Raw genomic sequence first — 26,126 nt, 5'->3', positions numbered from 1 at the left:
TACAAATTTTTATAAGACAATGGGTTAGACACCAAAGATCGCCATGAATGTACCGGCAGCAACCGCTGTACCGATAACACCAGCAACGTTCGGTCCCATCGCATGCATCAGCAGGAAGTTTGTAGGATCTGCCTCAGCACCAACCTTCTGGGATACACGGGCTGCCATAGGAACGGCAGAAACACCGGCTGATCCGATCAGAGGATTGATCTTTCCGTGAGTAACCTTGCAGAGAAGCTTACCAAGCATAACACCACCAAAAGTACCGCAGGCAAAGGCAACAAGACCAAGAACTACGATCTTCAGTGTATCTACGTTCAGGAACGCCTCAGCACTTGTGGAAGCACCTACAGATGTTCCGAGAAGGATTACTACGATGTACATAAGAGCGTTGGAAGCTGTTTCAGAAAGCTGTTTAACAACTCCGGACTCACGGAACAGGTTTCCGAGCATCAGCATACCAACAAGGGGAGCTGTTGTCGGAAGGATCAGGCAAACAACGATTGTGATAACGATCGGGAAAAGGATCTTCTCAAGTTTTGTAACAGGACGGAGCTGCGCCATTTTGATCTTACGCTCTTTCTCTGTTGTGAAAGCCTTCATGATCGGAGGCTGGATGATCGGTACCAGGGACATATAGGAATATGCTGCCACTGCGATCGGTCCCATAAGAGAAGACTGTCCAAGCTTACCTGCAAGGAAAATGGAAGTCGGGCCGTCAGCACCACCAATGATAGAGATCGCTGCTGCTGCTTTACCATTAAATCCAAGGAAAATTGCAAGGAAGTATGCAAGGTAAATACCAAGCTGTGCAGCTGCTCCCATCAGGAAGCTGATCGGGTTTGCGATCAGCGGACCGAAGTCTGTCATCGCACCGACACCCAGGAAGATCAGTGAAGGAAGAATACTCCACTCATCCATTAAGTAAAAATAATGAAGAAGTCCGCCAACGCCATTGGATGAATCCTCAATGCTCAGCATAATGTCCGGATAAATATTTACCAGAAGCATACCAAAAGCGATCGGAACCAACAGCAGCGGCTCAAAACCATGTTTAATGGCAAGATATAAGAACACACATGCCACTGCGATCATCAGGTAGTTTCCCCAGGTAAGGTTGAAAAATGCTGTCTGATGGATCAGGTTTGACAGGGTATTTGTTACATAAGACATTTGTCTACCTCCTGTTTAGTTCATTGTTGCAAGAGTATCTCCATTTTCAACGGCAGCACCCTCTGCAACATCGATGCTGGCGATTGTTCCGTCCTGAGGAGCAACAACCGGGATCTCCATCTTCATGGACTCAACGATCACTACGCTGTCACCAGCTTTTACGCTCTGTCCAACAGATGCAACGATTTTTACAACTTTTCCAGGAACCGCTGCGGAAACCTTAACAGAACCTGCGCCTGCTGCCGGAGCTGCTGCCTTTGGTGCTGCCGGAGCTGCCTTAGGAGCCGGAGCTGCTGCTTTTGGTGCTGCTGCAACTGGAGCTGCTGCGTTTCCGTTCTCTTCTACAGTAACTTCATATGCTGTTCCGTTAACAGTAATTGTATAACTCTTCATTTTAAAATCCTCCTAAATAATGATTATCTTTTTCTGCGGTTGACTTTGCGGATGGAACGTACTACGAATCCGTCTGTGCTTGTTTTGCCTTCAGAAGCAGCGATCGCTGCAGCGATCACGGCAATAAGCTCACCATCATCTGTCACATCCTCAACAGCAGGCTCAGCAACTGGTGCTGCAACCGGAGCCGGTGCTGCGGCTGCCGAAGCCGGTTTGCTCTCTTTTTTCTTTCCTTCCACAAGTCCGGGAATATATTTGAAAAGAGAGATCACGAAGATCAGGAATACCAGGATCACAAATACTGTTCCGAGACCCATCACTGTATTCATCGCTGCCTTCTCCATGTTCTGTGCCAGTGTATAATTCACATCAACTGTAAGAGAAGTCGGGGTTCCTGATTTATCAAATACATAAGTGAAATTCGCTTTGTTTTTCTCGAAGGATACCGGAACAACAACGGTATACTGATCATCGGAATACTCCACTGTGATATCTTTCTCCTCGATATCACCTTTTTTCTCACCAAGCTCTTCTCTGGAGCCATCCCATGCACTTGCAGCACTCTGTGTGAAAGCATCCTCTGATTCCAGATATCCCTGGATATCATCCTCGGACATTGCGATGATCGCATCCGTCAGGCCCTTGGTTGTTGTGACAAGCTGACTCTTTACAGAATCATCAATCTCATCAGCAGCCCATGCAGTAGCTGTGCATCCGATCAGAAGTGCAGCCACGCAAAGAAGTGCCATGCAGACAGAAGAGATCTTTTTATAAAACTGTCTCATACGCTCACCTCACTTAGACTGTTCCATGCTTTTTGGATGGACGGTCTTCCCTTTTTGTGAACAGCATCTCAAAAGCACCGATTACATATTTTCTTGTATCTTCTGCTTTGATCACAGTATCCACATATCCTCTTGCTGCTGCAGATGCGATACCGTTCTGGAGTTCTTTGTACTCAGCTGCCTTCTCATTCAGTGTAGAAGCGTCAGCTCCCTCATACATGATCTTTGCTGCAAGGGAAGCATCCATCATACCGATCTCAGCTGTATCCCATGCATAAACCATATCTGCTCCGACAGATTTGCTGTTCATGGCAACGTATGCAGTTCCGTATGCTTTACCAATTACAACATTTACCTTCGGTACAGTCGCAGATGCAAAAGCATGTACCATCTCACCTACGGATTTAGCCATCATCTTCTCATTGCAGAGTGTAGCTTTAAATCCTGTTACATTAGTAAGAGTAAGTACCGGAATCTCAAAAGCATCACAGAATTTTACGAAGTCTGCTGCTTTTCTTGCACCTCTTGCAGAAAGAGTTCCGTCGGAAATCTCTGTCTTATTGCCATCAGCATCGTAAGATTCGCTTCTGTTTGCAACAGCGCCAACGGTAGCTCCGTTTAGACGAAGGAAGCCTGTTACGACATCCTGGCCGTAAGCTGCCTTTGTTTCAAAAAACTCACCATTATCAGCGATTCTTGAAAGCGCAATAGCTGTGTCGCCTGTGCAGCCTGCAATATCATCACATACTCTGTTCAGGTCATCTGTGCATTCCTTGAAGCTGTCATTGTCTTCATTATTCTCCGGAAGCATGCTGACCAGTGTACGGATCTGTCCAAGGATCTCCTCTTCTGTTCCGATGCCGTCAACAAGTCCTGTCTCCTCACTCTGGAACTGTGCGGAAGCTGAATCGCATTTTTCCACTCTGTTTCCTTCCAGTGCATTTGGAGTGTTTACAAACAGTCTGCCCTTCTTCTCCTCTACAAATGTAAAGTCTGTAAGAGCCGGTACAACTGCCATTCCACCGCCGCATGTTCCGAAAACAGCAGTGATCTGTGGAATAACACCGGATGCCAGTGTCTGTTTCAGATAGATCTCACCAAATGCCTCAAGTGCATCGGTAGCCTCCTGAAGACGAAGTCCCGCACAGTCTACAAGACCGATAACAGGTGCTCCAACTTTCAGAGCGAGATCATAAATTTTGGCGATCTTTTTGGCATGCATCTCACCAACTGTTCCGTTCAGTACAGATGCATCCTGGCTGTATACATACACCAGACTGCCGTCAATCACACCATATCCGGTGATCACACCGTCTGAAGGTGCTTTTTTTTCAGTCATGTTGAAATCCGTAGCTCTGGCTGTGACAGCCTGTCCGATCTCAACAAAACTGTTGGCGTCAAGCAGGGAATCGATCCTTGCAGCCGCTACGCTTTGTGTCGCATTACTCATTATACTATGCCCTCCATTTTTTTATTAATATAACCAAAAATTCAGCCGAGTATAATTGTACCTTTTTTTTGCAGAAAATTCAATACTTTTCGTCACGAACGTTAAAAAATTAACCCCTGACTTATGCCAGGGGTCGCTAAATTAATGGAAATAATCCTTAAATACTTTATCCACATACCATTTATAGGTAATTCTGTCGATTTTGTCATCGGCGGTTACAAGACAGGAAAGGAGTTCTTTTCCGTTGAGCTTTGCATGGAGTGTACCGATCTTCTGGTTTTTCTGTATTGGTGCCGGGAGCTTATCCGGAAGCTCCGTTTCCCATGTGATCGTTTCTGTTTTTTTCAGAAGATATCTTTTCCCACGGTCTTTTTCAGAAAGTACTGCGTGTATTTTCAGCATAACCTGTTTGGGAGGATATCCGGAATGATCGGACTTTTGCGGATATGGATCTTCTTTTCCCGGTGCTGCTTCTGTTACCGGGATCTCAGGCAGCTGCGGAAGCTCCGGCAGCATCACATACTGATAATTTTCCCTGCCATAGGAAAGAAGCTTCTTAGTATCGCTCCATTTATAATTTTTATTTCCGGGCCATCCGCATCCCAGAAGAGCCACGATAAATAATCGCTCGTCCTGTCGGACTGCGCAGACATAACAATATCCGGCATTTCCTGTAAATCCTGTTTTTCCTGAGATCACTCCTGTTTCCATATCCAGGAAAGCATTGGTATTATGTACCGAATAATGCTTTTTTCCTGAGATATCCGTGAAAGTATAATCTCTGGTCTGGGTAATATGGACAAATGTTGCATTTTTTATTGCATACGCCATGATCAAGGCAAGATCCCGGGCTGTTGTATGATGGATACCGCCTTCATCTTCTCCATCCAGACCATTGGGTGTAACAAAATGTGTGTCCTTACATCCCAGCTCTTTTGCTTTTTCATTCATCTTCTCTGCAAAACCTTCTACGGAGCCGCCGATATGTTCCGCGATGGCCACTGCGGAATCATTATGGCTTTTCAGCATCAGGGAATAGAGAAGATCCTCCAAATAAAACTGCTGGCCTTCCCGCATGCCAAGACGTGTCTGTGGCTGAGATGCCGCATTCCCGGAAACCTGTACGTAATCATCTCCCTTTGCCAGCTCCAGAGCAAGAATACAGGTCATTACCTTTGTGGTGCTGGCATTCGGCCGTCCTTTGTATGCTTCTTTTCCGTACAGCACACGGCCGGTCTCCCCATCCATGAGAACTGCAGAAAGTGCATATAGATTTTCGTCATCTGCCGCCTTTACCGGAAAGATCTGACAAATAATAAGGACCGCTGTCATCAGCACGACAGCGGCCGTACACCGTTTGCTCATAATGCATCACCCCGTACACGGTTCATATAACTGTTTACAGTAACTGTTATATTTAATTTTATGCGGGGATAGCATCCGGATATCACTTGTATCTGTTGTCTGCCGGGATCGATCATCCGTTAAAGGTCAGGTCCCATCTGTCAGAAAGATGCCCTGGCCTGACTGCCAGTGCAGCAAGCTCTTCCAGCATATCCGGTGCCTTGGCAAGTGCCTCTTCCATCAGACTGTCCAGCTTAAGAAGCTCCTCCTTACAGTCGATCTCCGGCTCCGGGCTCATAAAAAATTCGGTAATAAACGCAGATATCTTTTTTCCTGCGGGGGAAAGGGCATGTTCCGAAAGGCGTCTCTTCCTTCCTCCATCATCACATACCAAAATACAGGTGAATATCTTCATCATTTTCAATGACAGATAAATGTTCCAGGTACGGATCGCCGGTAGTACCTGGTGGATCGTCCATGCACTGAGAAAACTGGCACGGATCCCATGAGACGGATAAAAACGCAATGGATCTTTGCCGGTTTCATACATCAGCATACGATCAAATTCCTTCTCAAAGAGCGTATGTGAGACTTTCCCCTCGGCAGCTACCTGATTGACGTAAGGATGACAGGTAGAATCCAGGATATAATGACATCCGAACCCCAACAGGTAAGCCATCAGTGCAGGATTTTTTTCCTCCCGGACCTTCGCCATGCCCTTTTCAAAGAATTCTCTTGCTTTCCGTCCATGCATCTGCACTCCGTACTGTGTCACCGGATTTTTGGATATAAAATAATAAAACAGGATATCCGGACCATGCTGTCCGATCCGGTACAGATTTCCGTTGCTTCGGATCAAATGCTGTAATTTTGCGGAAAGTTTCCGGTAAACCCTTTTTCCAAAAAGATCATGTGCGTATGTTGTGGGCATTTTTGTCACTCCTCTTCTGTTTCCTGATCTGTCCGGCAGGTCCCGTAAACCGGCATCTGTCCGTGTTATTTGTTATACGTCCAGCTTCAGCTGGATCTCTTCCTCTGCTTCCGCCTTGAAATCCTCCAGCTGAACCGGATCCATTTCCGGAAGGTCTTCCAGCCCCTGGACACCAAAGCAGCGCAGAAATTCTTCGGTGGTTCCCAGGAGGATCGGGCGACCTGGAGCATCCAGACGTCCAAGTTCTCTCACCAGATCATAATCCATCAGCTTATTGATGGCATGATCACATTTTACCCCTCGGATCTTTTCAATCTCTGCTTTTGTAACAGGCTGTTTGTAGGCAATGATTGAAAGGGTCTCAAGCATAACATCTGTCAGCGTGGGTTTCTTTGGCTGCGCTGCGATCCGGATAAGAGAATCATAGTATTCTTTTTTTGTACAAAGCTGAAAGGAGTTTTCGAGCTCTATGATCTGGATCCCCCGCTCTTCTTCCTGATAACGGATCATCATATTTCGAATGATATTTTCCGTTGTTGTCGGATCCTGGCGGATCGCTCTGGCAATACGGGGTAATTCCACAGCTTCTCCCATTGCAAACAGGATGGCTTCGATTTCTCCTTCAATTCGTTTGATTTCCACTTATTGTCCTCATTCCTACTATATTATTCATCTGCAAACTCTGTCAGATTCTTCCATGTGTCCGGATCCGTGATAACTTCCACATGAATATCATCAAAAAGATCTTCCTGTTCTGCATGAACATGTCCCATTTTCATCAGTTCCAGAATTGCCAGAAATGTCACGATCAGCTGTATTTTGGAATGCTGGTTTTCCATCAGCCTGCGAAAGCTGAATTTCCGGTGAGTTTTTGCATATTCCTTCATTTCCAGCAATTTATCAGAAAGTGATATTTCCTCTTTTTCGATCCTTCCGAATTTACTTCGGATCGGATCGATCTTATCTTCCTGTCTGCGGATCAATGCCTGATAGATCGCACTCATCCGCTCCAGTGTCAGACCCCGGAGAAGTTCCTGGGGATCAGACGGTGGAGTATACTGCAGCACTTCTTCCGGAAGATCCTGTTTTCGGTAATAAACCCCTGCCGCATCTCCAAGCCTGTCCCGTAATTCATAGGACATATATTTGTACATCTTATATTCCAGCAGCTTCTGCACAAGTTCTGCTCTGGGGTCCTCCTCTTCGCCTTCCTCATTTACTTCTTTCGGAAGAAGCATTTTGCATTTGATATCCAGAAGAGTAGCTGCCATGACAAGAAATTCGCTCATGATTCCCAGATCTTCTTTTTCCATGGAATGCAGATATTCCATATACTGATCTGTGATCTCCACAATGGGAATATCATAGATATCGATCTTGTTTTTGTCGATCAGGTGAAGCAGAAGATCCAGAGGGCCTTCAAATACATTCAGCTTAACAGATAATGCCATAGGGTTTCCTCATTTCATTTTTTCGGGAGGTTTTATATCGATTACCAGCAGTTCCCTTGGATTATGGATCCGAAGGGGGATGGTATGTTCTCCAAGTCCAGCACTGACGATCATATGCTGATCCCCTTTGTGAAAGTCTCCACAGCAAAACGGCGGGAGAAACAGATATTGAGGAGATGAAAGGCCGTAATGTTCGCTGAGACGGACAACGCCTCCGTGATAATGTCCGGACAGGATCAGATCCGCGCCCCATTCAAAATAGGTTTTTCCGTATTTCGGATTATGTGCCAGCAGGATCTGCATCCCTTTATCTTCAGGTTTTCCGATCAGTTCTTCCATCACTTCTTTTTTCAGCTTCGGTGATCTTGGTTTGTGATAATATTCGATGGGAAGCTCCAATCCCCAGAAACAGAAGTGTTCTCCCTGCAGGACCATATCTTCACGTCCGTTCCTTAAAATATGCACACCGGCTTTTTTCAGTGCTCTTTCGTATTTTGCATAATATGGCCGGTATTCTTCGGAAAGGAACATTTTATATTCATGATTGCCAAGTGCATAATACACGGGAAAATCTCCGGCAAGCTCTGTCAGCAGCTTACATGCAGTTACCAGAGTATTCGTTTCTGTGCGTACAGCCATGTCGCCGGCAGAAAGTATCACGTCCGGGGCAAGTTTTCGGATCGTCTCTGTCAGCCGTATATTGTCTTTTCCGTAGGATATCCCGTGAAGATCCGCAAGAAGGATCATCCGCACGCCCTGTGGAGCATGGATCTTGTCCATATGGATCTCATATTGTTTGATTCTGAATTTTTTCATATTATTTTCCAAATCCGCAGTTCGGGAAAGTACAAACCGGACAGTTTAGACATAGTCCGCCTTCTCCCAGCGCGGCAATCTCCTCTGCCTTGATCTCATCATCTGCCATCACTCTGGGCAGGATCAGATCAAATACTGTTCTTTTTGCGTACATGACGCAGCCCGGAAGTCCAAGTACCGGTATGGATCTTCCGTTCCGCTCAAGATATGCCACAAGCAGCATAGCTCCTGGAAGTACAGGTGCTCCATAGGTTATGATCTTTGCTCCGGTATCCCGGATCCCACCTGGAGTACGGTCATCAGGATCCACGCTCATTCCACCGGTACAGAAGATCAGATCTGCCCCTGCATCTGCAAAAGAAAGAATAGCCTTTGTGATCTCTTCCTTATCATCTCCCGGCATCACCTGGCCTGTCACTTCTGTCGGAAACCCGGAAAGCTTTTCCCGGAGTACCGGTGTGAAGGTATCCCGGATCAGTCCTTTTTTGATCTCACTTCCGGTTGTGACGATCCCTACTTTTTTATGCTGGTAAGGGAGAATGTCAAAGATCGGAAAACTTCCTGCTGCCTTTTCTGCTGCATCCATTTTCTCTTTCTCGATCACAAGCGGAATGATCCTGGTTCCTGCGACCTTATCACCTTTCTTTACCGGAAAATCGCCATGTCTGGAAGCGATCATCATTTCTCCCAGAGAATTCACAGCCACAAGTGCATCTCGACGTATTTTCAGAATACCATCGATCTTTGATACCACCTCGATCTTACCTTCTTTGATCTCAGTTCCATGTACTTTGGAAGAGTTTCCGGCACAGATTTTGTAAAGGATCTCTGCAGCTTCATTTTCGTGAAGAATCCCCGGTTTTTTCTCCCACACAAAAAGGTGTTCTTTTCCTACAGAGAGCAGCAGTGGTATATCCTCTTCTTTCACTACATGCCCCTTTTTGAAAAGAACGCCTTTTTTCTCATCTTTTATGATCTGCGTGATATCATGGCACAGAATGTGTCCCACTGCATCTTCTGTTCTGATCTCTTTCATCCAAAATCCCTTCCCTGTTCTGCTATTTCTTCAATCCGTTGTATTATACATCCAGTCTGCCCTTTTTGTCAAAATATGTTGCAGGCATCACAAAAGAAATGCCTGACAGGTTCTTTCCAGCCAGTCATGGTATCCGGCCTTTTTTATTGTTTCCCCGTACAGGATATCCAGACTACCGATCTTTTTCCCATCCTGATAGTATTCCTGTGCCCCTGCTTTCTGCCCTTTTTTCACCGGCGCACTTTGTTCTTTGGGGAGGATCAACTTTTTCTTAACATTGTCAGGTTTCGTTCCATCTGTGCTGATATATCGGAATTTCCCTCTATATACAAGCGAAACCTGCTCTTTGACTCCTTTGCGGAGCTTCAGAGGTTTCAGTGGCTCCAGAGCATCATCCAGATACAATGTGCATTTAGAAAAGCCGTAATTTAAAAGAGCTGCTGCATCCCGGAATCTTGTTTTCGGGTCCGGTGCGGCCATCACTGAGGCGATCAGTGTGATCCCATTTCGTTCTGCCACAGCACTGAGACAGTATTTTGCAATACTGGTGCTGCCTGTTTTAAGTCCCATACACCCCTCATAGCTACGCAGCAGTTTATTGGTGTTGGTCAGTGTAAATTTCGAGGATCCTTTTCTGGTAACGTGTGTGATATCCTCCATCCAGACAGATGAATATGTAAGAACTTCCGGATATCTGCTGATGAGCTCCCTGCTCATAAGTGCAATGTCATAGGGAGTTGTATAATGCTCCTGTGATTCCGTCAGCCCACAGCAATCCACAAAATGAGTGTTTTTCATTCCAAGATCCTTCGCCCTCTCGTTCATCTTCTCCACAAAGGCTTGTTCTGTTCCCGCAACATGCTCCGCCATAGCTACGCTGGCATCATTTCCGGAAGCGATCACAATACATTTGATCATGGTTTCTGCAGTCTGCTTTTCTCCTTCTTCCAGAAATACCTGAGACCCTCCCATGGATCTGGCATAAGCACTGGTGGTAATGCTATCCTCCAGATGCAGGGTTCCCTCACGGATAGCATCAAAGATCAGGATCAGCGTCATGATCTTTGTAATACTGGCCGGGCTTCTTCGGGTGTCAGGATCCCTGGAATAGATCACTGTACCGGTTTCTTTTTCCATAAGGACTGCACCCGGCGCTTCGATCAGCTTCTGTGCTTTTCCACTATCTTCCGTTTCTCCCCTGACACCAACGGGTGTCAGAGCCAGGCATAAGACTAAAATACAGATTAAAAGACTTTCCGGAACACTTCTGTTCATAAGCTCACTCCTGCCGCAAACATCTCTGTTCTATTGTAAAAGCTTTCCTGAAAGATTATTCCTGAAATTCTGAAAAAGTATAGATTCCAGTCCGTATTCCTGTATCTTTCACTCTGCATCGCTTTGCTTTTTCAGTTCTTCGTCATACAGCTTAACACCTGTTTCACAATTTCCAGCAGCATATTTTCTTGCATAATTCGCTGCATCGATCGCCTCAGATGCATTGTCACATTCTTTGGTGATCAGATAGATCCCTGTGCGGACACAGAGCTCCATATCCGGATATTTCTCTTTCATCTGCCGTAAGAACTCCTGATTGGTCTTTAAAACAGCTGTTTCCGGATCAACATCCATATCACATGGAGTGAAAAGGATAAAATGATCAGAGATCGCCCTGGTAAAATATACATCCATATCTGTTTTAAGAGTGCTTATCACATACTCGGAAAACTGCCGCAGGATCTGATCTCCCACACGATATCCGTATTTTGCATTGATACGTTTAAATTTTTCAAAATCGGTATATATCACTGCATGTCCCGGCCCGTAACCTCCGATCAGCATTTTCTCCACGTTTTCGCGAAATCTTGAAAAAGAAGACAATCCGGTAAGCTGATCCCGTCCGGATTCTGCAGCAATGCTACGATAAGCACTGTTAAATGCCTGGCTCTTGGCATAATGCGCGGAAATGATCTTGGTCACTTCTCCCAGCAGCTTACGATCTTCTCTGGACCAGAGCCTTTTTTCCTGGCAGGTCACATATACAATAGTTCCTGTATAGCTTCCTTCACAGTACATGGCAGCACAGACTACGGTTTTTGCTCCACCTTGTAACACATTCTTTCTTCCCTGTTCCGAATAATCAGCCAGATCGTTCTCCTGAAGGACCACAGTACCATATTCATCGTTATAGCGAAATAATGTGATAAAATCACTTTTAAAAAAATGGATCTCATCTATCAAAAGTCTGTAGTCCTCTTCCGAAACCCATTGAAAAATCCGGTCTGTTTTCTGCTCTGCCACTTCAGTACGCAGGATTGTGATCCGGTTAAGTCGGAATTTCAGACCGATCACTTTCATCAGAAGTTCAATAGCAGCCTGAAAGCTGCTCATTTTTTCAAATATTTCAAATGCAGTAGAAACAATATCATTATGAAGATATCTGGCATCTATCTCAACACCTTCATATAATTCCTGCTTTTCCTCTGTCTTATCCTCAAAATGTCTCAGATTATCACAGAAAGCATAGCGGTTCTTTCCATTTTTCTTTGCCCGGTAAAGTGCCCAGTCTGCATTTTCAAAGAGCTGCTGATATGTATATCCGGAAACATTTTCCGGAAGAAAGCAGATCCCTACACTGCAGGTTGCCAGATACGTGGTTCCGGGAAATTTGAGTTTCTGCACTTCCCGGATCAACTTTCCTGCCTTTTTCATGATAGTGGCATGTCCGATGTCCTTCAAAAAAATCACAAATTCATCGCCACCCAGACGCATGATCACATCATTGATGTCGAACAAAGCCACAAACAGCTCTGCAAAACGTTTCAGGACTTCATCACCGAACATATGTCCGTAAGTATCATTTACATTTTTAAAATAATCTACATCAAGCACCATCATCCCGCATCCTGCATAGGGATTTCTGGATGCAAGATATTCATCGATCAGTTCTTTTCCGAAAAAGCGGTTATACAGTCCGGTCAGAGGATCTTTTTGGGCACGTTCCTCAAGAAATTCTTCCTGTAGCTTCTCCCTGGTGATATCTCTGGAGCTTCCTATAAGATAATGATATCCGGTATTTTTGTCCTGTGCTATAAATCCCCGTACTGTCATAAGACCCGCATTACCGTCTTTATTGATACACCGCACTTCTATCGTCCCGCCTTCCCGGGATGTCAGAAAATCCGTCAGAGACTTCCAGTCGTCTTTATAAACATTGCTGTATTTCTGTCCACTGTTCTTAAAATCCATAATATTTTTTACAGGTCTCAGGTATTCATCCAGACGTTCATATGTGTCCGTCTCCTGACAGTACTGAAAAATCTTCAGTGTAGTATTTCGATAAATGCAAGCGTATTTTTCCAATGTATCCCGAATATCAAAAACGGGATTTTTTTCGTCTGTTTTCATCATCGACCTCCCAGAGAGTTCTTGAGTTCACAGTATTTGTAAAAAAGTATACCATATCTTTGGGTATATATGTAGTTTTTTTATTTCTTTTTACAGTTTGTTTTTTACTATATAAAATACGCAGCTAAGGGCAGGATTACTCCTGCCCCTCTGTATTTTTTCAGGAAAATGATACGGGTATGGTATTTTTTATGCTGTCATTATGGGAATATCGATCATATCTGGATTTCTCATTTACAAAAGTCAGCGATGCATTTTTGTTTTGCATTGTCAGAGCAGCCGTACCGGAAGCAATCTTCCGGGGATCTGTACCATATGCAGGTGCAGCGCCTTTTATGATGCGGACATTCTCTGTATTTGCCCGTACATCTTTCAGATAGTAGCGTAGTACCGGTTTTTCCCAGACCGTATACTGCCCCAGCGGGATATTCCTGAGAGTGACCGATAATGTTGCATAGCCATTTTTATCGGTTTCATAGCTTCCTCTGGTAAAGGTCACATAATCCTCATATCTGTGAGGATTTCCGGATAGATCCGTACCTTCTGCCACAAAGGAAAAGGTTGGATTTCCATGAGCCCAGGTAATATCCTCCTCTTTGATCTTTTTTATGATGGTGATATTTCCCAGCGGAAGTGTTACCGGAGTATTCTCTGCTTTCAGATCCACAGTATCCGTATCTGTATTTTCTTTTTTCCGGAAGATTACCTCCTTTTCATATTTGCCTGTATAGTTTTCCGGATTTTTTGTTTCCACTACTTTGAACCTTCCCTGATTGTCATCTGTGAGCACCAGCTCTTCGGTAGAGTACCATCCGGTTTCTCCGTCAAACTTCAGGATGCTCTGCCCGCCCAGGTTATTCTGGTAAGTCTGCTTCCCTCTATTCCACTGAAGCACGGTAAATTCCGCATCTTCCAGAACTTCCCCGGTATAGATATCTGTTTTTCTCAGACGGATCACCCCTGTATATTCCTTTTCCTGTTCATTGACAACTTCAAAGGAAAGGCGTGCATCCTTATCTGAGATATCCACCTCTTCTTCCCAGCTTCCTGTATATCCGGGCGGAGTCTTTGTTTCTACGATCTTATATTTTCCCTCATTATCCGATGTCTTTAAAAGTTCTCCGCTTACATAAAGTTCGCTGGAGCTGTCATAATCCAGAAGTGTTCCTTTTTCTTTATAGGCTTTTTTTGCTGCACTGTATTCATAAAGTGTAAATTCCGCACCTTTCAGGATCTCACCGGTTTTCGCATCGATCTTACGAACTTCAATCCTTCGTTTTTCAGTCTGGTAGTTCACTGCTTCAAACAGAAATTCCTGCTTTTCTCCCGGCTTATCCAGCGTAAAATTCTTCTGCCAGTTTCCGGTGTAATTGGGAGGAGATTTTGTCTCACGCACACGGAATTTTCCCTGATTGTCTTCGGTATAATTAAATTTCCCGGAATAATAGATACGTTTCTGTCCATCATAAGTCAGTTTTTTTAAGGTTACGTAGGCTTTGCTTTTTTTACTCCACTGATACAGGGTGAATTCAGCTCCTGCCAGTGGATCGCCGGTATTTCCGTCTTTCTTTCTGATGGATACTGTTCCGCTGATATCCATGATATCCGTTACGCTGACGGTTGTCGTCTTTCCGCCGGTTACTGTAACATTTTTGATAGCGGTGTTCAGTTTATAGCCTGCAGCGGCTTTCGTTTCTTTCACATAGTATTTTCCCGGAACCAGTTTTGAAAAAAGGATCTCTCCACCGGCGTTTGTTGTTCCGGTTGAAACCTTCTGATCCTTACTGTACATAGTCCGGTATCCGGAGGTCAGAGCTTCTGCTGCAAACAGTCCGTACTGCGCTCCCTGGATCAGTTTTCCCGTGTTGGGTTCCTTCTTGACCAGCTTTGCATTGCCATAAACTGATGGCTTTACTGAAAACGAAAGGCTTCCTCTTGTTCCCTGGTATACGTAAGCGCCAAAATCCTGTACTCCATCTTTTCCTGCCTGGGCACTTCCGTCAACCAGGATATAGGAAACCGGCTGAAGCAGCATTTTACAGGAAAACTTCTTTGTCGCAGATGCATTTAACGGAAAGATCAGAAAAAAATATGCCCCATCCTTAAGGCTCAGGCTTGTCCCCGACATCATTTGGGGATTGGTTTTCTGTGAATTATAATCCGCTGCGCTCGTCCAGTAGGCCAGCTGCCATTTTTCTGCGGCTCCTCTTGTTATGGTGATCCCATTCCCTGCTTTTGCTCCATCTGTTACTTTCATAAGAGTACTCATCTGAAATCCGTCCTTCATACTGTCCGGAACAAAGGGAAAACCTGCAGGTCTGCTTCGAAATACACTTAACGGGATCGTCTTTCCGGATGCTGCTGCCCAGGAACCGTCTTCGGAAACATAAACGGCAGCTTTGTTTCTTGTAGGGATCGTCAATGTCTGGATCTTATCGATCAGGCGGTTTATCCCTGTATGTTCTACTTCTGCTGCTGTGGCATATCCACAGTCATTAAAATATACCTTTGACAGCGCAATATGAGTAAATACATAACGGTTCTGCCATTTTGACCAGTCTATGTGACTGCAGGAAGGGTCATATCCGGTCCCCAGATCCCCCGGTCCTCCGTAACCAAAGTACAAAAGCTTCTGGATCACAGAATTAGTCAGTGCTTTTACTGCCTCATTCTTCAGCGTCATACTGTCCAACCCATCCTGAGTTGCTTTCAGGCAATAGAGAGGTGAAACCTTTTCCTTTCCTGTATCATCAATATAATGTACAGAACGATACGTACATCCCATACGAGTTTTATTTCCGGAACCAAGAAAATCATTGGCAGCTGTCCAGATCTCATCGCAGTAAACCCTGGTCCAGCTGTCCAGATAATACTGGGACGGGGAAAGTGCTGTAGCTACGATAGCATCCTCTCCTTCTGAGATTACTTCCGCACTGCCAGCTTCCCGGAACTCCCCGGGAAGTGCTGCAGAAAGAGCAATGATCTCTCCGTTTTCGATATCCTGGATCAGTTCCTGATCCTCTTCACTTTCTCCTGTAAGGATTTCCGCGTTTTCTTCCGTGAATACAGTAAATCCCGGATCCTCTGTCTTCTCCGGTATCTCTGTCAGAGCTATATTTTCTCCTTCTTTTGAAACAGCTTCCGGTTCGATCAGCTCATCACTGTCCGCATTTTCAGTATTATCTTTACCTTCTTCAAAAGCTTCCTCCACCGTTTCCGGTTCAGGCAAGGCTGTCGGAACCGGCATCTCAGCCTCCCCAGGCTGATCTGTTACCGGAATATCCGGGGCCTCCTCTTCTTCCTCCGGTTCTGTCTGTTCCTGCTGCGGATCTGCTGATACCGAACTCATATCTGCTGCAGGACTGGCCGAAACCACAAGAGAAGAAGCTGTGATCATCAATGCCATCCATGCACCGATCATTCTTCTTTTCAATTTTTTCGTCCTCCTTTCCATAGCGTCAGACTGCAGGTAAGCAGCGCCATACCAGCTATCAGTGCAAACAGGATCACAGGAGATTCATCTCCGGTCTTCACTGGTGTTGTCCTTACCGAAGAACTGTTATTTCCGGAAGCTCTTTCTGTGGCTTCTTTCCTGCCATTCCGGCGTGGAACAGGGCTGGTATCTGCCGTCTCCTGATCCTCCTCCACAGAAAAGATCCATTTCACGTCTGCTGCCCGAAGAGCATATAAATTATCCAACTCTGCCGGAACCGTAACCTCAAATCTCATGTTTCCTTTTTCTCCGCTGGAAAATTCCCCCAGGGACACGGCCTTATTGAGAGATGCAGCCAGAAGATCCCCGGAATACAGCTTTTTATCATTCATGGTGATCACCAGCTTCAGCTTTTTCAGAAATTCCTGATCCTTTACCGATTTACATTCCGGTGATGTGCGGAAGAAGATCTCTGCTGCATGCTCCGTTGTATTACGGATCTCTACAGAATCATGAAAAACATCTCCCGGCATTGCCGTGGAAAATCCGGAAAAAAAGTCTTCCGGAGCCGCGATCAGTTTGTGCGCATTTCCTTCAAACTCCACCTTCAGATCCACCGGACTTTTTTTCTGAACCACAAGACCATCGGTATCGTGGATACATCTTAAGATCTTCTGATTTCCCCAGGGTGACATGGCACGGAAATCCGGTGCAAAATTTGCCGCCTGGACAGCATCCGCCACGATGGTGATCCCCAGCTTCTTATCCTGGTAGGATTCATCCCATTGGGATGGTACAGTCACACCGGTAAAAATATCCACGCTGTCTCCCTGTTCCAGCTTCCTGGTATAATAAAAATACTCTCCCTTCCGGATCCATCTCGGTGACATTCCTGTAAGATTCCTGTCATCCAGACCATCCAAACCTTCCAGATCATCTGTATAAGAGATCTTCACCCTTACCCAGCATGGCTCTGAGTGATTGGTGATCCTGGGAATCTTGGATATCTCATCTCCCGGAAGAACAATCCGGCGATCCTGATATTTCATTTCTCGGCCGTCCTTTTTTTCCAGTTCCCGAAGAGAAATATTGATATCTCCCACTGATATGTGATTGGTCACTGTCACGGAATCTGAAAATCTGGCATAAGCAGCCGTGCACGCCAAGATACTGCCTGCCACAGCAGCACCTGCCAGCAGGGCTTTAAGGTGTTTTTTCAAGCATTCCCCCTCCTTTCTGCCTGAGCAGAAACCGGATCTGAAAAATACCTCCACGCACTTTCATAATCTGAAAATCCTTCTGCCTGTACAGCTTCCTCATAAACATTGATTTCAAAATCTTTAATGCTGTCCTTGTAAGTATCATCGATCTTTTGGGAATCGATCTGAAATCCGGTACACAGAGGAGTTGTTTTTTCACCCTCAGATATTTTTTTCCGGTAGTAATAATAGCCGTCCTGACTGTTATACACCCAATTTGCCGTATCCAGACCTGTTAATTTCACGCCTCTGCCGATATCGTCATTGGAGTAGGAAAGGGACATCCTCACATAGCAGTCTGCCTGGAACCCTTTCACACTGCCGGAAAAATTTCCGATCCGGATCTCTTTTCTGTAGGACGGACCATTCTCCATAGGCGTAGGTGTAGGATCCGGAAAATCTTCCTCGATCTCCGTTGTCACATACCCCACTGCAGCAGAATTTATCTTTTTTTCGAAATCTGAAAAATACGCCGCAGTCCCTGTTGCGCACAGGATCCCTGTTGTCAGGAGAAGGAAAACGGGTCTTTTTAATTTATTCATTTCGTGACACCACCGGCCTGTCCTTTATTCTGATTTACATATTTCTGGTAAGCAGCAGTTGCCTGCTCCAGAACCGTAGTCTTGTCATCCCCAGTATTGGTAGCCTGGATCGCATAAGCCCGTACCGGCATATCGATCTGCTGTGTATCCAGCTGACCTTCGATGATATTGGCAAAGGTTACTGTATCAAAAAGAGTTGTAGTCTTTGTTCCCGGCTTCAGGATGTGGTTATATGCATAGGTGTAGACCATATTCTGCCCCACTTCAGTCCGCTCCAGCTGTGTCCAGTCCTTGTTTTTGGTGAAACTGAACAGCTCTGTTTTTGCAAGCGCATTCCTGGTACCATCCTTGGCTACCGTGATCACATTTCGGACCGGAACAGAAACTTCCAGATAGACAAATGCTTCATTTACTCCTTTATTTGCTACATAGGGGTCCTTCCGGATCACCTGAGTAGGAACCAGATCTGTATTGTCCTCCGGTTTCCAGTTAGGCTCATCCAGGTCGATATCCACTTTTCCTACGGTAAAGCTGTTGGTTGCCGTTTCAAAATCCGTGAGATATGCAGCTGTTCCTCCGGCTGCCAGTGCAGTGATCACAGCAGCAAGTGCGATTCCTTTTACCAGTTTTCTGTTTTTCATCATGATTAAATTCCTCCCTGTATTTTTTTCTTTTTTGGGGTATATGCCAGATCAAAGAGTACTGACAGACATGCCGCTATGCAAACTGCGGCAAAAGGGATCCGGGCTTTCAGAAAATGGATCACGTAGCCCAGATAAGGCAGGTGAAAGACTACCCGCCCGATGATCTGTGACGCCTCTGCGGGAACAGGATCTTCTGTCTTGTTGGCGTCACCTTTTGTGATAAAGATATCCTTTTCTTTTTTAACCACTCTATGGGTGACAACGGTATCTCCGTTATGAAAAGTAATGATATCTCCCTTTTTCGGAGAAAACTCTCCTTCCTTTGTAAAAACCACAGCTCCGGTTGGGATCTCAGGTTCCATGGATCCGGAATAGACCACATAGGGCCGGATCCCGAAAAGTCCAGGAATAAGAAGCACCAATGCCATCACCAGCATCAGTCCCAGAACTGTGTTGCCGATACATCGAAAAAATATTTTCATTCCTGTATTCTGTTCTACATACGATATTTGATGATCACTTCCCTCTGCAGGGAAAGAAACATTGTTCGGATATCAGGAAAATTCCGGCGGAGACCTGCCCCACATAAATTGAGCCATAAAAAAGTCCTCCCTGTATAGCAGTTAATATGGCAATTCACAACATGCTCCCATCACTTAAACGCACAGATTTTGAAGTGAGGACAAGCATAAGCAAAATAATAATACAGCAAAAATACTGAATGGAAATTATTCGAGCAGATATGCTCAGATGTGCAGTTCCTCTCATTACTTACAGAGGTGAAGGATTCCTGCGACATTTGTTAAAAAAGATTTGTTTCAGATGATATTATTATAGGGTCCACAAATCCGGAAGTCAATCAAATTCGTCCGACAGGATTCGACACTGGTTTCTCAGCGGGTATGTCTGTCACCCTATTTTTCATAAGCTGACAGACCCTGCATCCTCACAACACAAATTTTCTTACAGCTGTACCAGAGAGTAAATATATTCTAATGGAAGCAGCATCAGATCACGGATTTCCCGTTCTTCCTCTTCTTTATTTCCGGAATTTACCGGCAATTCGATCCGGAAAGCCGGCTGGCGGATCATTTCTCCGTAATACTGTTCCGGCCTGCCTGTGCTCCTTCGCCCGTTCTGCGCTTCTCGTTCTATTGCCAGCTGCTCCAGCTTTCCCCTGGTACATTTTTTTAAGTGGCGTGCAAGACGGTAGCATCTCTGACCTGTGGAAAAATTCTGATCCCGCCGATAATAAACCACCTTTTTTCCATATCCGCAGAAAACCAGCAGGCCACGTCCTCCGTATTCCTGAAAGATCCGGATCAATGCACGTGTCTCATTTTCACTGGCAGGCTGCTGATGGATCTTTTTTCTGCTGCAGAAGGTAGTAGGAAAATTCCTTGCAGTATCCATTCCTCTTGCATTCCCCTCGAATTCATCGCAGGGAACATCCTGCATTTTCAGCATTTGACGGAAAATGGGATTTCGCACAGTATTGTAGCCCTTCCGGCAGATCTCATATCCATCCGGATTGACCACCGGTATGATACAAAGCCTGGTCTGATCCAGGAGCTTTTTTACCTCATAAAGCTCGTCCACGGTCCAGTTGCATTCATATATTCTGCAAAGCTCCAGTGCCATCCTGGTAAGCCTGTCCGTCATCTGTCCATCCGTTCCGGAAAAACCGGCCACACAGAAAATACAGGCATCTCCCTGTCCGATCTCCAGCATAGGGATCATCCGGTCATCGTGGCTTTTTCCGATCACTCGAAACTGCGTAAAGCTGCTGTAACGCCTGGCTGCCTCCCACAGTGAATAATAAATTGCTTCGTAGGTTTTATCCTGTACTGTATCCATGATGTTCCCTTCCTTCCGTCTTTATACATGTTCATTATTATGTATATTATGCGAAAGGGCATAAAAAAAGAACCGGTTTAACACCGATTCCTTTTGTTTACAAAATAATTTAGGATACCGCCGCCGATGATGATCACCAGCGCAACTGCAACCACTCTTTTCGCTGCCTCCTGAGGAAGCTGGCCCTTGGAGCCAATGGAAGCCTCATAAAAGGTCAGCGTATAATCGATCTCATGCGGGGCGCCCATGGCCAGTGTATCTGCGATCACTTCCATCTTATCATCCAGGGCAGTTACCGGGACAGTAAAAACAGAATTTCTGCCTTCCTCGCTCTCATTGAGATATTTTTCCCCATCTACGATCATATAATCATAGTTGGAGCTGCTCCACTGGAGCCGTGCATACATCTTCCCCTCTTTTACCAGCATCAATGTGGGGGAAGAAACGCTGGCCTTTCCGCTTCCGCCTTCCAGCTCCACCTGTATGGAATATTCTCCGTCCTCCAGATCTGTCTTCACTGCGTTCTCTCCACCTGCAGCCAGAACCTGTATCGGGCATAGCAGCAGCATAGTCAGAAGAAGCAGCATTATTGTTCTCATCCTGTGTTTCATGGTTTTCTCTCCGTTTTCTGTTTTTCCTTCGTATCACTATAACACAACGCCCCTTTTCTGTAAAGAACATCTCAGAGTTGTTGAAATGTCTCTTCTTTTCCAGTATAATAGAGTGAAATTTGCATACAAACGAAAGGAAATGAACAGAGATGATCGAAACAAAAAATCTCACAAAAAAATTCGACAGTTTTACGGCTGTGGATTCTCTGGATCTTCGCATAGAAACCGGCGAATTTTTCGGTCTGCTGGGACCCAACGGTGCCGGAAAGACCACCACGATCAGTCTGCTTTCCACTCTGCTCCTGCCCACAGAGGGCGAAATCCTCATTGACGGGCAGACACTTGGACGCAACCGACCGGATCTGAAGCGCAAGATCAGCGTGATCACGCAGGAATATTCCATGCGCCAGGATATGAACATGGACGAGATCATGGAATATCAGGGCCGTCTTTATTTCATGCCACGAAAAGAGATCAAACGGAAAACTGAAGAGCTTCTGGATTTCTGTGGACTTCTTCCCTTCCGCAAGCGGACTGTAAGGAAGCTTTCCGGTGGTATGAAACGAAAGCTTATGGTATGCCGGGCACTTCTCACAAGTCCGGAGATCCTTCTTCTGGACGAGCCCACTGCAGGTATGGACGCGCTATCCAGACGACAGATGTGGAATCTTCTCCGTCAGCTGAACGGAAAAAATCTGACCATTCTTCTGACAACCCACTATATGGAAGAGGCACAGTCTCTCTGCAACCGGGTAGCACTTATGGATCACGGAAAGCTGGAGGAGATCAATACTCCATCGGGCCTGATCGACGGCCTGGGAAAATACACCGTAGATCAGGAAACACCGGAAGGGGCAAAAAGCCACTACTTCCACAGTCGGGAAGAGGCCATCTCTTTTCTGTCCTCTCTGGACGGACAGTGCACCCTTCGTGAGACAACTCTGGAGGATGTTTTTGTGGAGCGCGCAGGCAGGCATCTGATGCAGCGATAAGCCGGCGTCAGCCACAGTTATCTTATAATTTAACAGAATGGACGATGAATTATCATGGGAATACTTACTATTTTATGGGAAAAATGGGTGGAGTTCCGAAGGGATTTCTATAAGATCACGCTGGCGGCCATGATCGCGCCGCTGATGTATCTGATCGTTTTTGGAATGGGGATCCAGACCTCCTCACATGGAGAGCCTTATCTGAATTTCCTGATCCCTGGTGTAGTTTCACTGACTACAATGAACGGAAGCTTTAATGCTATCGCACAGAATCTGAATGTGCAGCGTCTTTATGAGAAAGCCTTTGACCAGGTTATGATATCTCCGACACCTCTGTGGCAGTTTATTGCCGGACAGATCATCGGAGGCAGTCTCCGCGGGCTTTATGCAGGAGGAATCATCCTTCTTCTGACCATGCCGATCGGAACCGGTCTTGTGTTCAACGGATGGTCATTGCTGGTGATGTTCCTCAACGGTGCTGTATTTTCAGCCATCGGTGTTGTGGTTTCTTTCCTTGCCAAAAACCATGCGGATGTACCTCGTTTTTCCAATTATATCATTATGCCAATGGCTTTTTTGTGCAACACCTTCTTCTCTACAGAGAAGATTCCGGGCTTTCTTGGGAATTTTGTAGCTGCTCTTCCACTGTCACAGACCAGTCATCTGATCCGTACCATTGCTTCCGGCGGTGGAGTCAATTACCTCAGTGTCCTGATCCTGACAGTCTATCTAATTGCATTCAGCATTGCAGCTTCCTGGTTTATCTATAAGAAAAAAAATCTGTAAATTTATCCTTACAAAAAATCACCGGCTCTCCTGTTCTTTCGGAAAACCGGTGATTTTTTTATTTCTTATGCTACTTTGGCTATTGTGCGTTTAAATATCTTTTTTTCTTCTTCTCACGATCACATATCCACCTGCAAGAAGTGATGCCACTGCCAGTGCGGACATGGTTCCGATCGGTGAGTTATCGGCTGTTGATACTGCATTCTTAGATCTGGTTCCGTTGCCTCCATTGGAGGATGTTGCGGATGCCTCTCCTGTTATGGTTGCGTTCGGATCAGAGCCTGTCTGACCGCCGCCATATGAACCATCTGCTCCCGGAGTTCCGGTAGGTGTCAGTTTTGCAGATTTAAACTGATATACCGCAGATTCAATAGTATCTGTCTGCTGCCACTGACCACCGGTGTAGACGTATTTCTGGAAGAATACATACAGGTTGTATGTAGCGTCTTTGTTGATTCCCTTGGCGGAACCAATCTTCCATGCACTATGTTTCTGACTATCACTAGGATTAGCAGATGTACTCCAATAGAGAGGAACCCATTTAACATCCTGTTCTCCCGGATTATCATTATCTGTTCCTGCACCAACTACCCTAAATTCATAAAATGTATTTGGATAAAACTCTAGTGGATCATCTAAGCCATATACCCTACTATCAGAAACTTTATAAGATTTAGGATTATGTCCTTCTGCAGGACGGTTCTCTTCTTTAAGATTTAGCTTTAACGGAACTGTCTCTATTCCATTATTATCTTTAAAACGAACATAAAGGTCAATGGCATTATCCGGATCAAGATCATTAAGATAAATTGAAATTTCTCTATCTGCTCCGGTTTCTATAGAATTCCCGGAATTATAGATATCTGGTATCTTTGAATTCCCAGCTTCATCCCGAGTTACCCATGCATAATACAGTTTACCTGATTTAGTAGTTACAAATTTAGCAACTGCAGATGTATGACTGGTCCATTCAAATGCAATCCATTTAACATTTGCCGGACGCATAGCTTCATCCAATGCAATCTTCTTTGGTGTACTTACAGTTCCATCAGTTCCTTTGATGCACACATAAACATCAATTGCATTATTTGCATCCAAATCTTTCAAACTGATCGTGAAATCCTTATTTGCAGAAACATTTTTTCCCTTGCTCATTTTATCAACTGTCGGAGCTTTGGAACCACGTTTTACCCATTTATAATAGTATACACCAGCTTTATCAGAACGCATAGTTACGGTAGCAGATGTATGGCTCTTCCATTTATAACTTATGTTGGAAATCTTCGCAGGTGTTTTAGCTGTTTCTTTTTTCAAAGTAACAGTTGCAATCTTGGTCACTGCTGTCTTTGATCCATCTTTCGCTACTACCTGCACATAGAGATCAATCGCATCACCTTTCAGGTTTTTCAGATCAATCTTAAAATCTTTTTTTTCAGTGATCGCGACATAATTATCTTTAGCTGTAATGGAAGGTTTATCCGCTCCCTTTGCCACACATTTATAATAGCATTTACCGCTCTTATCAGACTGGAGAACTACTTCTGCAGTTGTTGCAGTTTTACTTTCTGCGCTGATTTTAGTAACCTTTGGTGCTGCCGGTTTCGGATTGTCTGGATTCTGTGCCTGGGTTACTGCAATATCCTTCTTTACACCTTCACCAACAATGTCGTTACCACTTTCACTTTCTTTTACCCATATATAAAGGTCAATAGTCTTGTCTGTGACCTTGGTAAGTTTCAGGGAAGTGGTTTCTCCTGCCTTAACCGTTCCACCTTCTGTAGCTTTCTCGATAGTCGGAGCTTCCGCACCTTTTGCAACATATTTATAGTAATATGTACCTGCTTTATCAGATGTGAAGGTTACAGAAACAGTATTTGCTTCTTCACTTGTAGGGATATCAATATTAACTGTTGGTTTGTTAGAAACAAGCTGACCATTCTCTGGATTAACTTTATAATTAACATCTTCATATTTTCCAGCCAGTACACTAAGTGCCTGTAGATAATCGCTATCAGAACAGTCATCACCCTTTACAATTACCGCAGATGAATTCTGCAGCCTCTCTTCAGCATTTTCTACATAAAATCCAATCTGAGGATTTGTTATAGCACTGTTTACAGCAAGCTGGCCTTCTCCAGCAAGAATGATATTGGCAGGTGTTGTTCCATCAGCTTTTGTGTTTTTAGAGATAATCGGTTCTGTTTCTGCTGTCTTTTCAATTTTCTCAATAAAAACTTTTCCTGTACTATAGACAGCACCTTTGTCTGAACTGTTATTCTCAATCGTACCACCTGAAATATGAACGATTCCACCTTCATTAAAAATAGCTGCCGCTGTTGTATCTGCTGTTGTTGCATCTGCTACGACCTTATTATTAGTCAGCGTGATGCCTGTTGACATTGAAAATTTTGCGCCACTGGCTACATGAATCAAAGATCCTGCTGCCTGTACACCATTAACAGAGCCACCATCAACAACAAGTGTGCTATCGCTATTATCAAGCATATAAAGTGCACCGCTTACGTCAAACAGATTACCAGTAAAGCCGGCTGCACGCTGTATCATGGATGTATCATCTTTTCCAACGATCAAAATACCTCTATCTTTCGGAATCGTTACTGGTGTCGTAATCTGAACTGTTCCACTGATAACGATCGTCGTAAGATTGTCTTTATTAACATTATTAATGTCAATGCCAGGAGCTGCCGCAATAGCTGCTGCTAATCCAGCTTCATCGGTTACTGTTGTTCCTGTTACAGTTTCCGTCTGCTCCTGCTGCGCCTCTTCCGCCTGAGCCTGAGCTGCTGCCTGTGCCTCTGCTTCCGCCTGAGCCTGGGCTGCTGCCTGCGCTTCGGCCTCTGCCTGGGCCTGGGCTGCTGCCTGGGCTTCGGCCTCTGCCTGAGCCTGAGCCGCTGCCTGCGCTTCGGCCTCTGCCTGGGCGTCGGCTTCACTCTGTGACTGGTCATCCACAGCCGCTCCGTCATCTGGTGTTTCTGTATTCTCGTCTGCAGTCGGTGCTTCTGCCTCTGTTACCGCTCCGGTATCTTCAGCGGCAAACGCTGCGGCAGGTGCCATTCCAACAGTCATGGAACCTGCAAGCAGGACTGCAAAAAGCTGCTTTTTTTTCATTTATAAGTCCTCCTGTTATGAGTTAGTCTTTTTAAATCCAATTACCAAAAAGTATAGCACAACACTTCAAAAAAGTAAAGCGGACCGAA

The 26,126-nt window shown here is 45.1% G+C and carries 22 protein-coding genes; 2 read left to right on the top strand and 20 right to left on the bottom strand.

Going from position 1 to position 26,126, the window contains the following annotated elements; all coding sequences use genetic code 11:
- Positions 1-24: 24 nt before the first annotated feature.
- From CCC17_RS13545 to CCC17_RS13455, 19 genes are all read right to left on the bottom strand, one after another.
- Positions 25-1,173: a sodium ion-translocating decarboxylase subunit beta gene (locus CCC17_RS13545; protein ID WP_015524871.1), complete on the bottom strand. Its 1,149-nt coding sequence runs from the start codon at positions 1,171-1,173 to the stop codon at positions 25-27.
- Between the two features lie 15 nt (positions 1,174-1,188).
- Complete coding sequence (locus CCC17_RS13540; RefSeq protein ID WP_118071451.1) at positions 1,189-1,566, bottom strand: biotin/lipoyl-containing protein; 378 nt, start codon at positions 1,564-1,566, stop codon at positions 1,189-1,191.
- 23 nt (positions 1,567-1,589) lie between these two features.
- Positions 1,590-2,351, bottom strand: coding sequence for an OadG family transporter subunit (locus CCC17_RS13535; protein WP_287083264.1), 762 nt, complete (start codon positions 2,349-2,351; stop codon positions 1,590-1,592).
- A 13-nt stretch (positions 2,352-2,364) separates the two neighbouring features.
- Positions 2,365-3,801 carry an acyl-CoA carboxylase subunit beta gene (locus tag CCC17_RS13530; RefSeq protein WP_022426761.1) on the bottom strand — a complete coding sequence of 479 codons (1,437 nt, stop codon included), beginning with the start codon at positions 3,799-3,801 and terminating at the stop codon, positions 2,365-2,367.
- Between the two features lie 141 nt (positions 3,802-3,942).
- Positions 3,943-5,166 carry a D-alanyl-D-alanine carboxypeptidase family protein gene (locus CCC17_RS13525; RefSeq protein ID WP_287083263.1) on the bottom strand — a complete coding sequence of 408 codons (1,224 nt, stop codon included), beginning with the start codon at positions 5,164-5,166 and terminating at the stop codon, positions 3,943-3,945.
- A gap of 112 nt (positions 5,167-5,278) precedes the next feature.
- On the bottom strand, positions 5,279-6,076 hold the full coding sequence (locus tag CCC17_RS13520) for a zinc dependent phospholipase C family protein (protein ID WP_059085668.1): 798 nt from the start codon (positions 6,074-6,076) through the stop codon (positions 5,279-5,281).
- Between the two features lie 72 nt (positions 6,077-6,148).
- Positions 6,149-6,718, bottom strand: a complete 570-nt coding sequence (scpB, locus tag CCC17_RS13515) for an SMC-Scp complex subunit ScpB (protein WP_022426764.1) — start codon at positions 6,716-6,718, stop codon at positions 6,149-6,151.
- 23 nt (positions 6,719-6,741) lie between these two features.
- Positions 6,742-7,527 (bottom strand): segregation and condensation protein A, encoded by a 786-nt coding sequence (locus CCC17_RS13510; protein ID WP_287083262.1) that lies wholly within the window; start codon positions 7,525-7,527, stop codon positions 6,742-6,744.
- 9 nt (positions 7,528-7,536) lie between these two features.
- Positions 7,537-8,343 carry a metallophosphoesterase gene (locus tag CCC17_RS13505; RefSeq protein ID WP_186582489.1) on the bottom strand — a complete coding sequence of 269 codons (807 nt, stop codon included), beginning with the start codon at positions 8,341-8,343 and terminating at the stop codon, positions 7,537-7,539.
- Position 8,344: 1 nt separating this feature from the next.
- Positions 8,345-9,379 (bottom strand): molybdopterin-binding protein, encoded by a 1,035-nt coding sequence (locus CCC17_RS13500; protein ID WP_110102308.1) that lies wholly within the window; start codon positions 9,377-9,379, stop codon positions 8,345-8,347.
- A gap of 87 nt (positions 9,380-9,466) precedes the next feature.
- Positions 9,467-10,654 (bottom strand): D-alanyl-D-alanine carboxypeptidase family protein, encoded by a 1,188-nt coding sequence (locus CCC17_RS13495; protein WP_270390705.1) that lies wholly within the window; start codon positions 10,652-10,654, stop codon positions 9,467-9,469.
- A gap of 108 nt (positions 10,655-10,762) precedes the next feature.
- Positions 10,763-12,784: a GGDEF domain-containing protein gene (locus CCC17_RS13490; RefSeq protein ID WP_287083261.1), complete on the bottom strand. Its 2,022-nt coding sequence runs from the start codon at positions 12,782-12,784 to the stop codon at positions 10,763-10,765.
- A 160-nt stretch (positions 12,785-12,944) separates the two neighbouring features.
- Complete coding sequence (locus CCC17_RS13485) at positions 12,945-16,217, bottom strand: SpaA isopeptide-forming pilin-related protein (protein ID WP_287083260.1); 3,273 nt, start codon at positions 16,215-16,217, stop codon at positions 12,945-12,947.
- Complete coding sequence (locus CCC17_RS13480; protein WP_287083259.1) at positions 16,214-17,437, bottom strand: hypothetical protein; 1,224 nt, start codon at positions 17,435-17,437, stop codon at positions 16,214-16,216. The genes CCC17_RS13485 and CCC17_RS13480 overlap by 4 nt, the downstream gene beginning before the upstream one ends.
- Positions 17,434-18,018 (bottom strand): hypothetical protein, encoded by a 585-nt coding sequence (locus CCC17_RS13475; RefSeq protein WP_287083258.1) that lies wholly within the window; start codon positions 18,016-18,018, stop codon positions 17,434-17,436. Before CCC17_RS13475 ends, CCC17_RS13480 begins: the two co-directional genes overlap by 4 nt.
- Positions 18,015-18,662, bottom strand: coding sequence for a TasA family protein (locus tag CCC17_RS13470; RefSeq protein ID WP_015524856.1), 648 nt, complete (start codon positions 18,660-18,662; stop codon positions 18,015-18,017). The genes CCC17_RS13475 and CCC17_RS13470 overlap by 4 nt, the downstream gene beginning before the upstream one ends.
- 2 nt (positions 18,663-18,664) lie before the next feature.
- Positions 18,665-19,144 (bottom strand): signal peptidase I, encoded by a 480-nt coding sequence (locus CCC17_RS13465; protein WP_021650528.1) that lies wholly within the window; start codon positions 19,142-19,144, stop codon positions 18,665-18,667.
- A gap of 481 nt (positions 19,145-19,625) precedes the next feature.
- Positions 19,626-20,519: a M14 family zinc carboxypeptidase gene (locus tag CCC17_RS13460; RefSeq protein WP_015524854.1), complete on the bottom strand. Its 894-nt coding sequence runs from the start codon at positions 20,517-20,519 to the stop codon at positions 19,626-19,628.
- 77 nt (positions 20,520-20,596) lie between these two features.
- The gene (locus CCC17_RS13455) at positions 20,597-21,130 is read right to left on the bottom strand and encodes a hypothetical protein (protein ID WP_235812344.1); all 534 of its coding nucleotides are present in this window, start codon (positions 21,128-21,130) and stop codon (positions 20,597-20,599) included.
- 149 nt (positions 21,131-21,279) lie between these two features.
- Between CCC17_RS13455 and CCC17_RS13450 the strand changes: the two genes are divergently transcribed.
- A complete protein-coding gene (locus tag CCC17_RS13450; protein WP_021650530.1) occupies positions 21,280-22,122 on the top strand; it encodes an ABC transporter ATP-binding protein in 843 nt (280 codons plus the stop codon).
- A gap of 54 nt (positions 22,123-22,176) precedes the next feature.
- Positions 22,177-22,908 (top strand): ABC transporter permease, encoded by a 732-nt coding sequence (locus tag CCC17_RS13445; protein ID WP_021650531.1) that lies wholly within the window; start codon positions 22,177-22,179, stop codon positions 22,906-22,908.
- 90 nt (positions 22,909-22,998) lie between these two features.
- Here CCC17_RS13445 and CCC17_RS13440 read toward each other — a convergent pair whose 3' ends face one another.
- Positions 22,999-26,037, bottom strand: coding sequence for a hypothetical protein (locus CCC17_RS13440; protein WP_287083257.1), 3,039 nt, complete (start codon positions 26,035-26,037; stop codon positions 22,999-23,001).
- Positions 26,038-26,126: the final 89 nt, after the last annotated feature.

The organism is Blautia sp. LMAG:36, from assembly GCF_008680535.1.
GTDB classification, from domain to species: domain Bacteria; phylum Bacillota; class Clostridia; order Lachnospirales; family Lachnospiraceae; genus Blautia_A; species Blautia_A fusiformis.
This window is presented reverse-complemented; position numbering and strand designations above follow the sequence as displayed.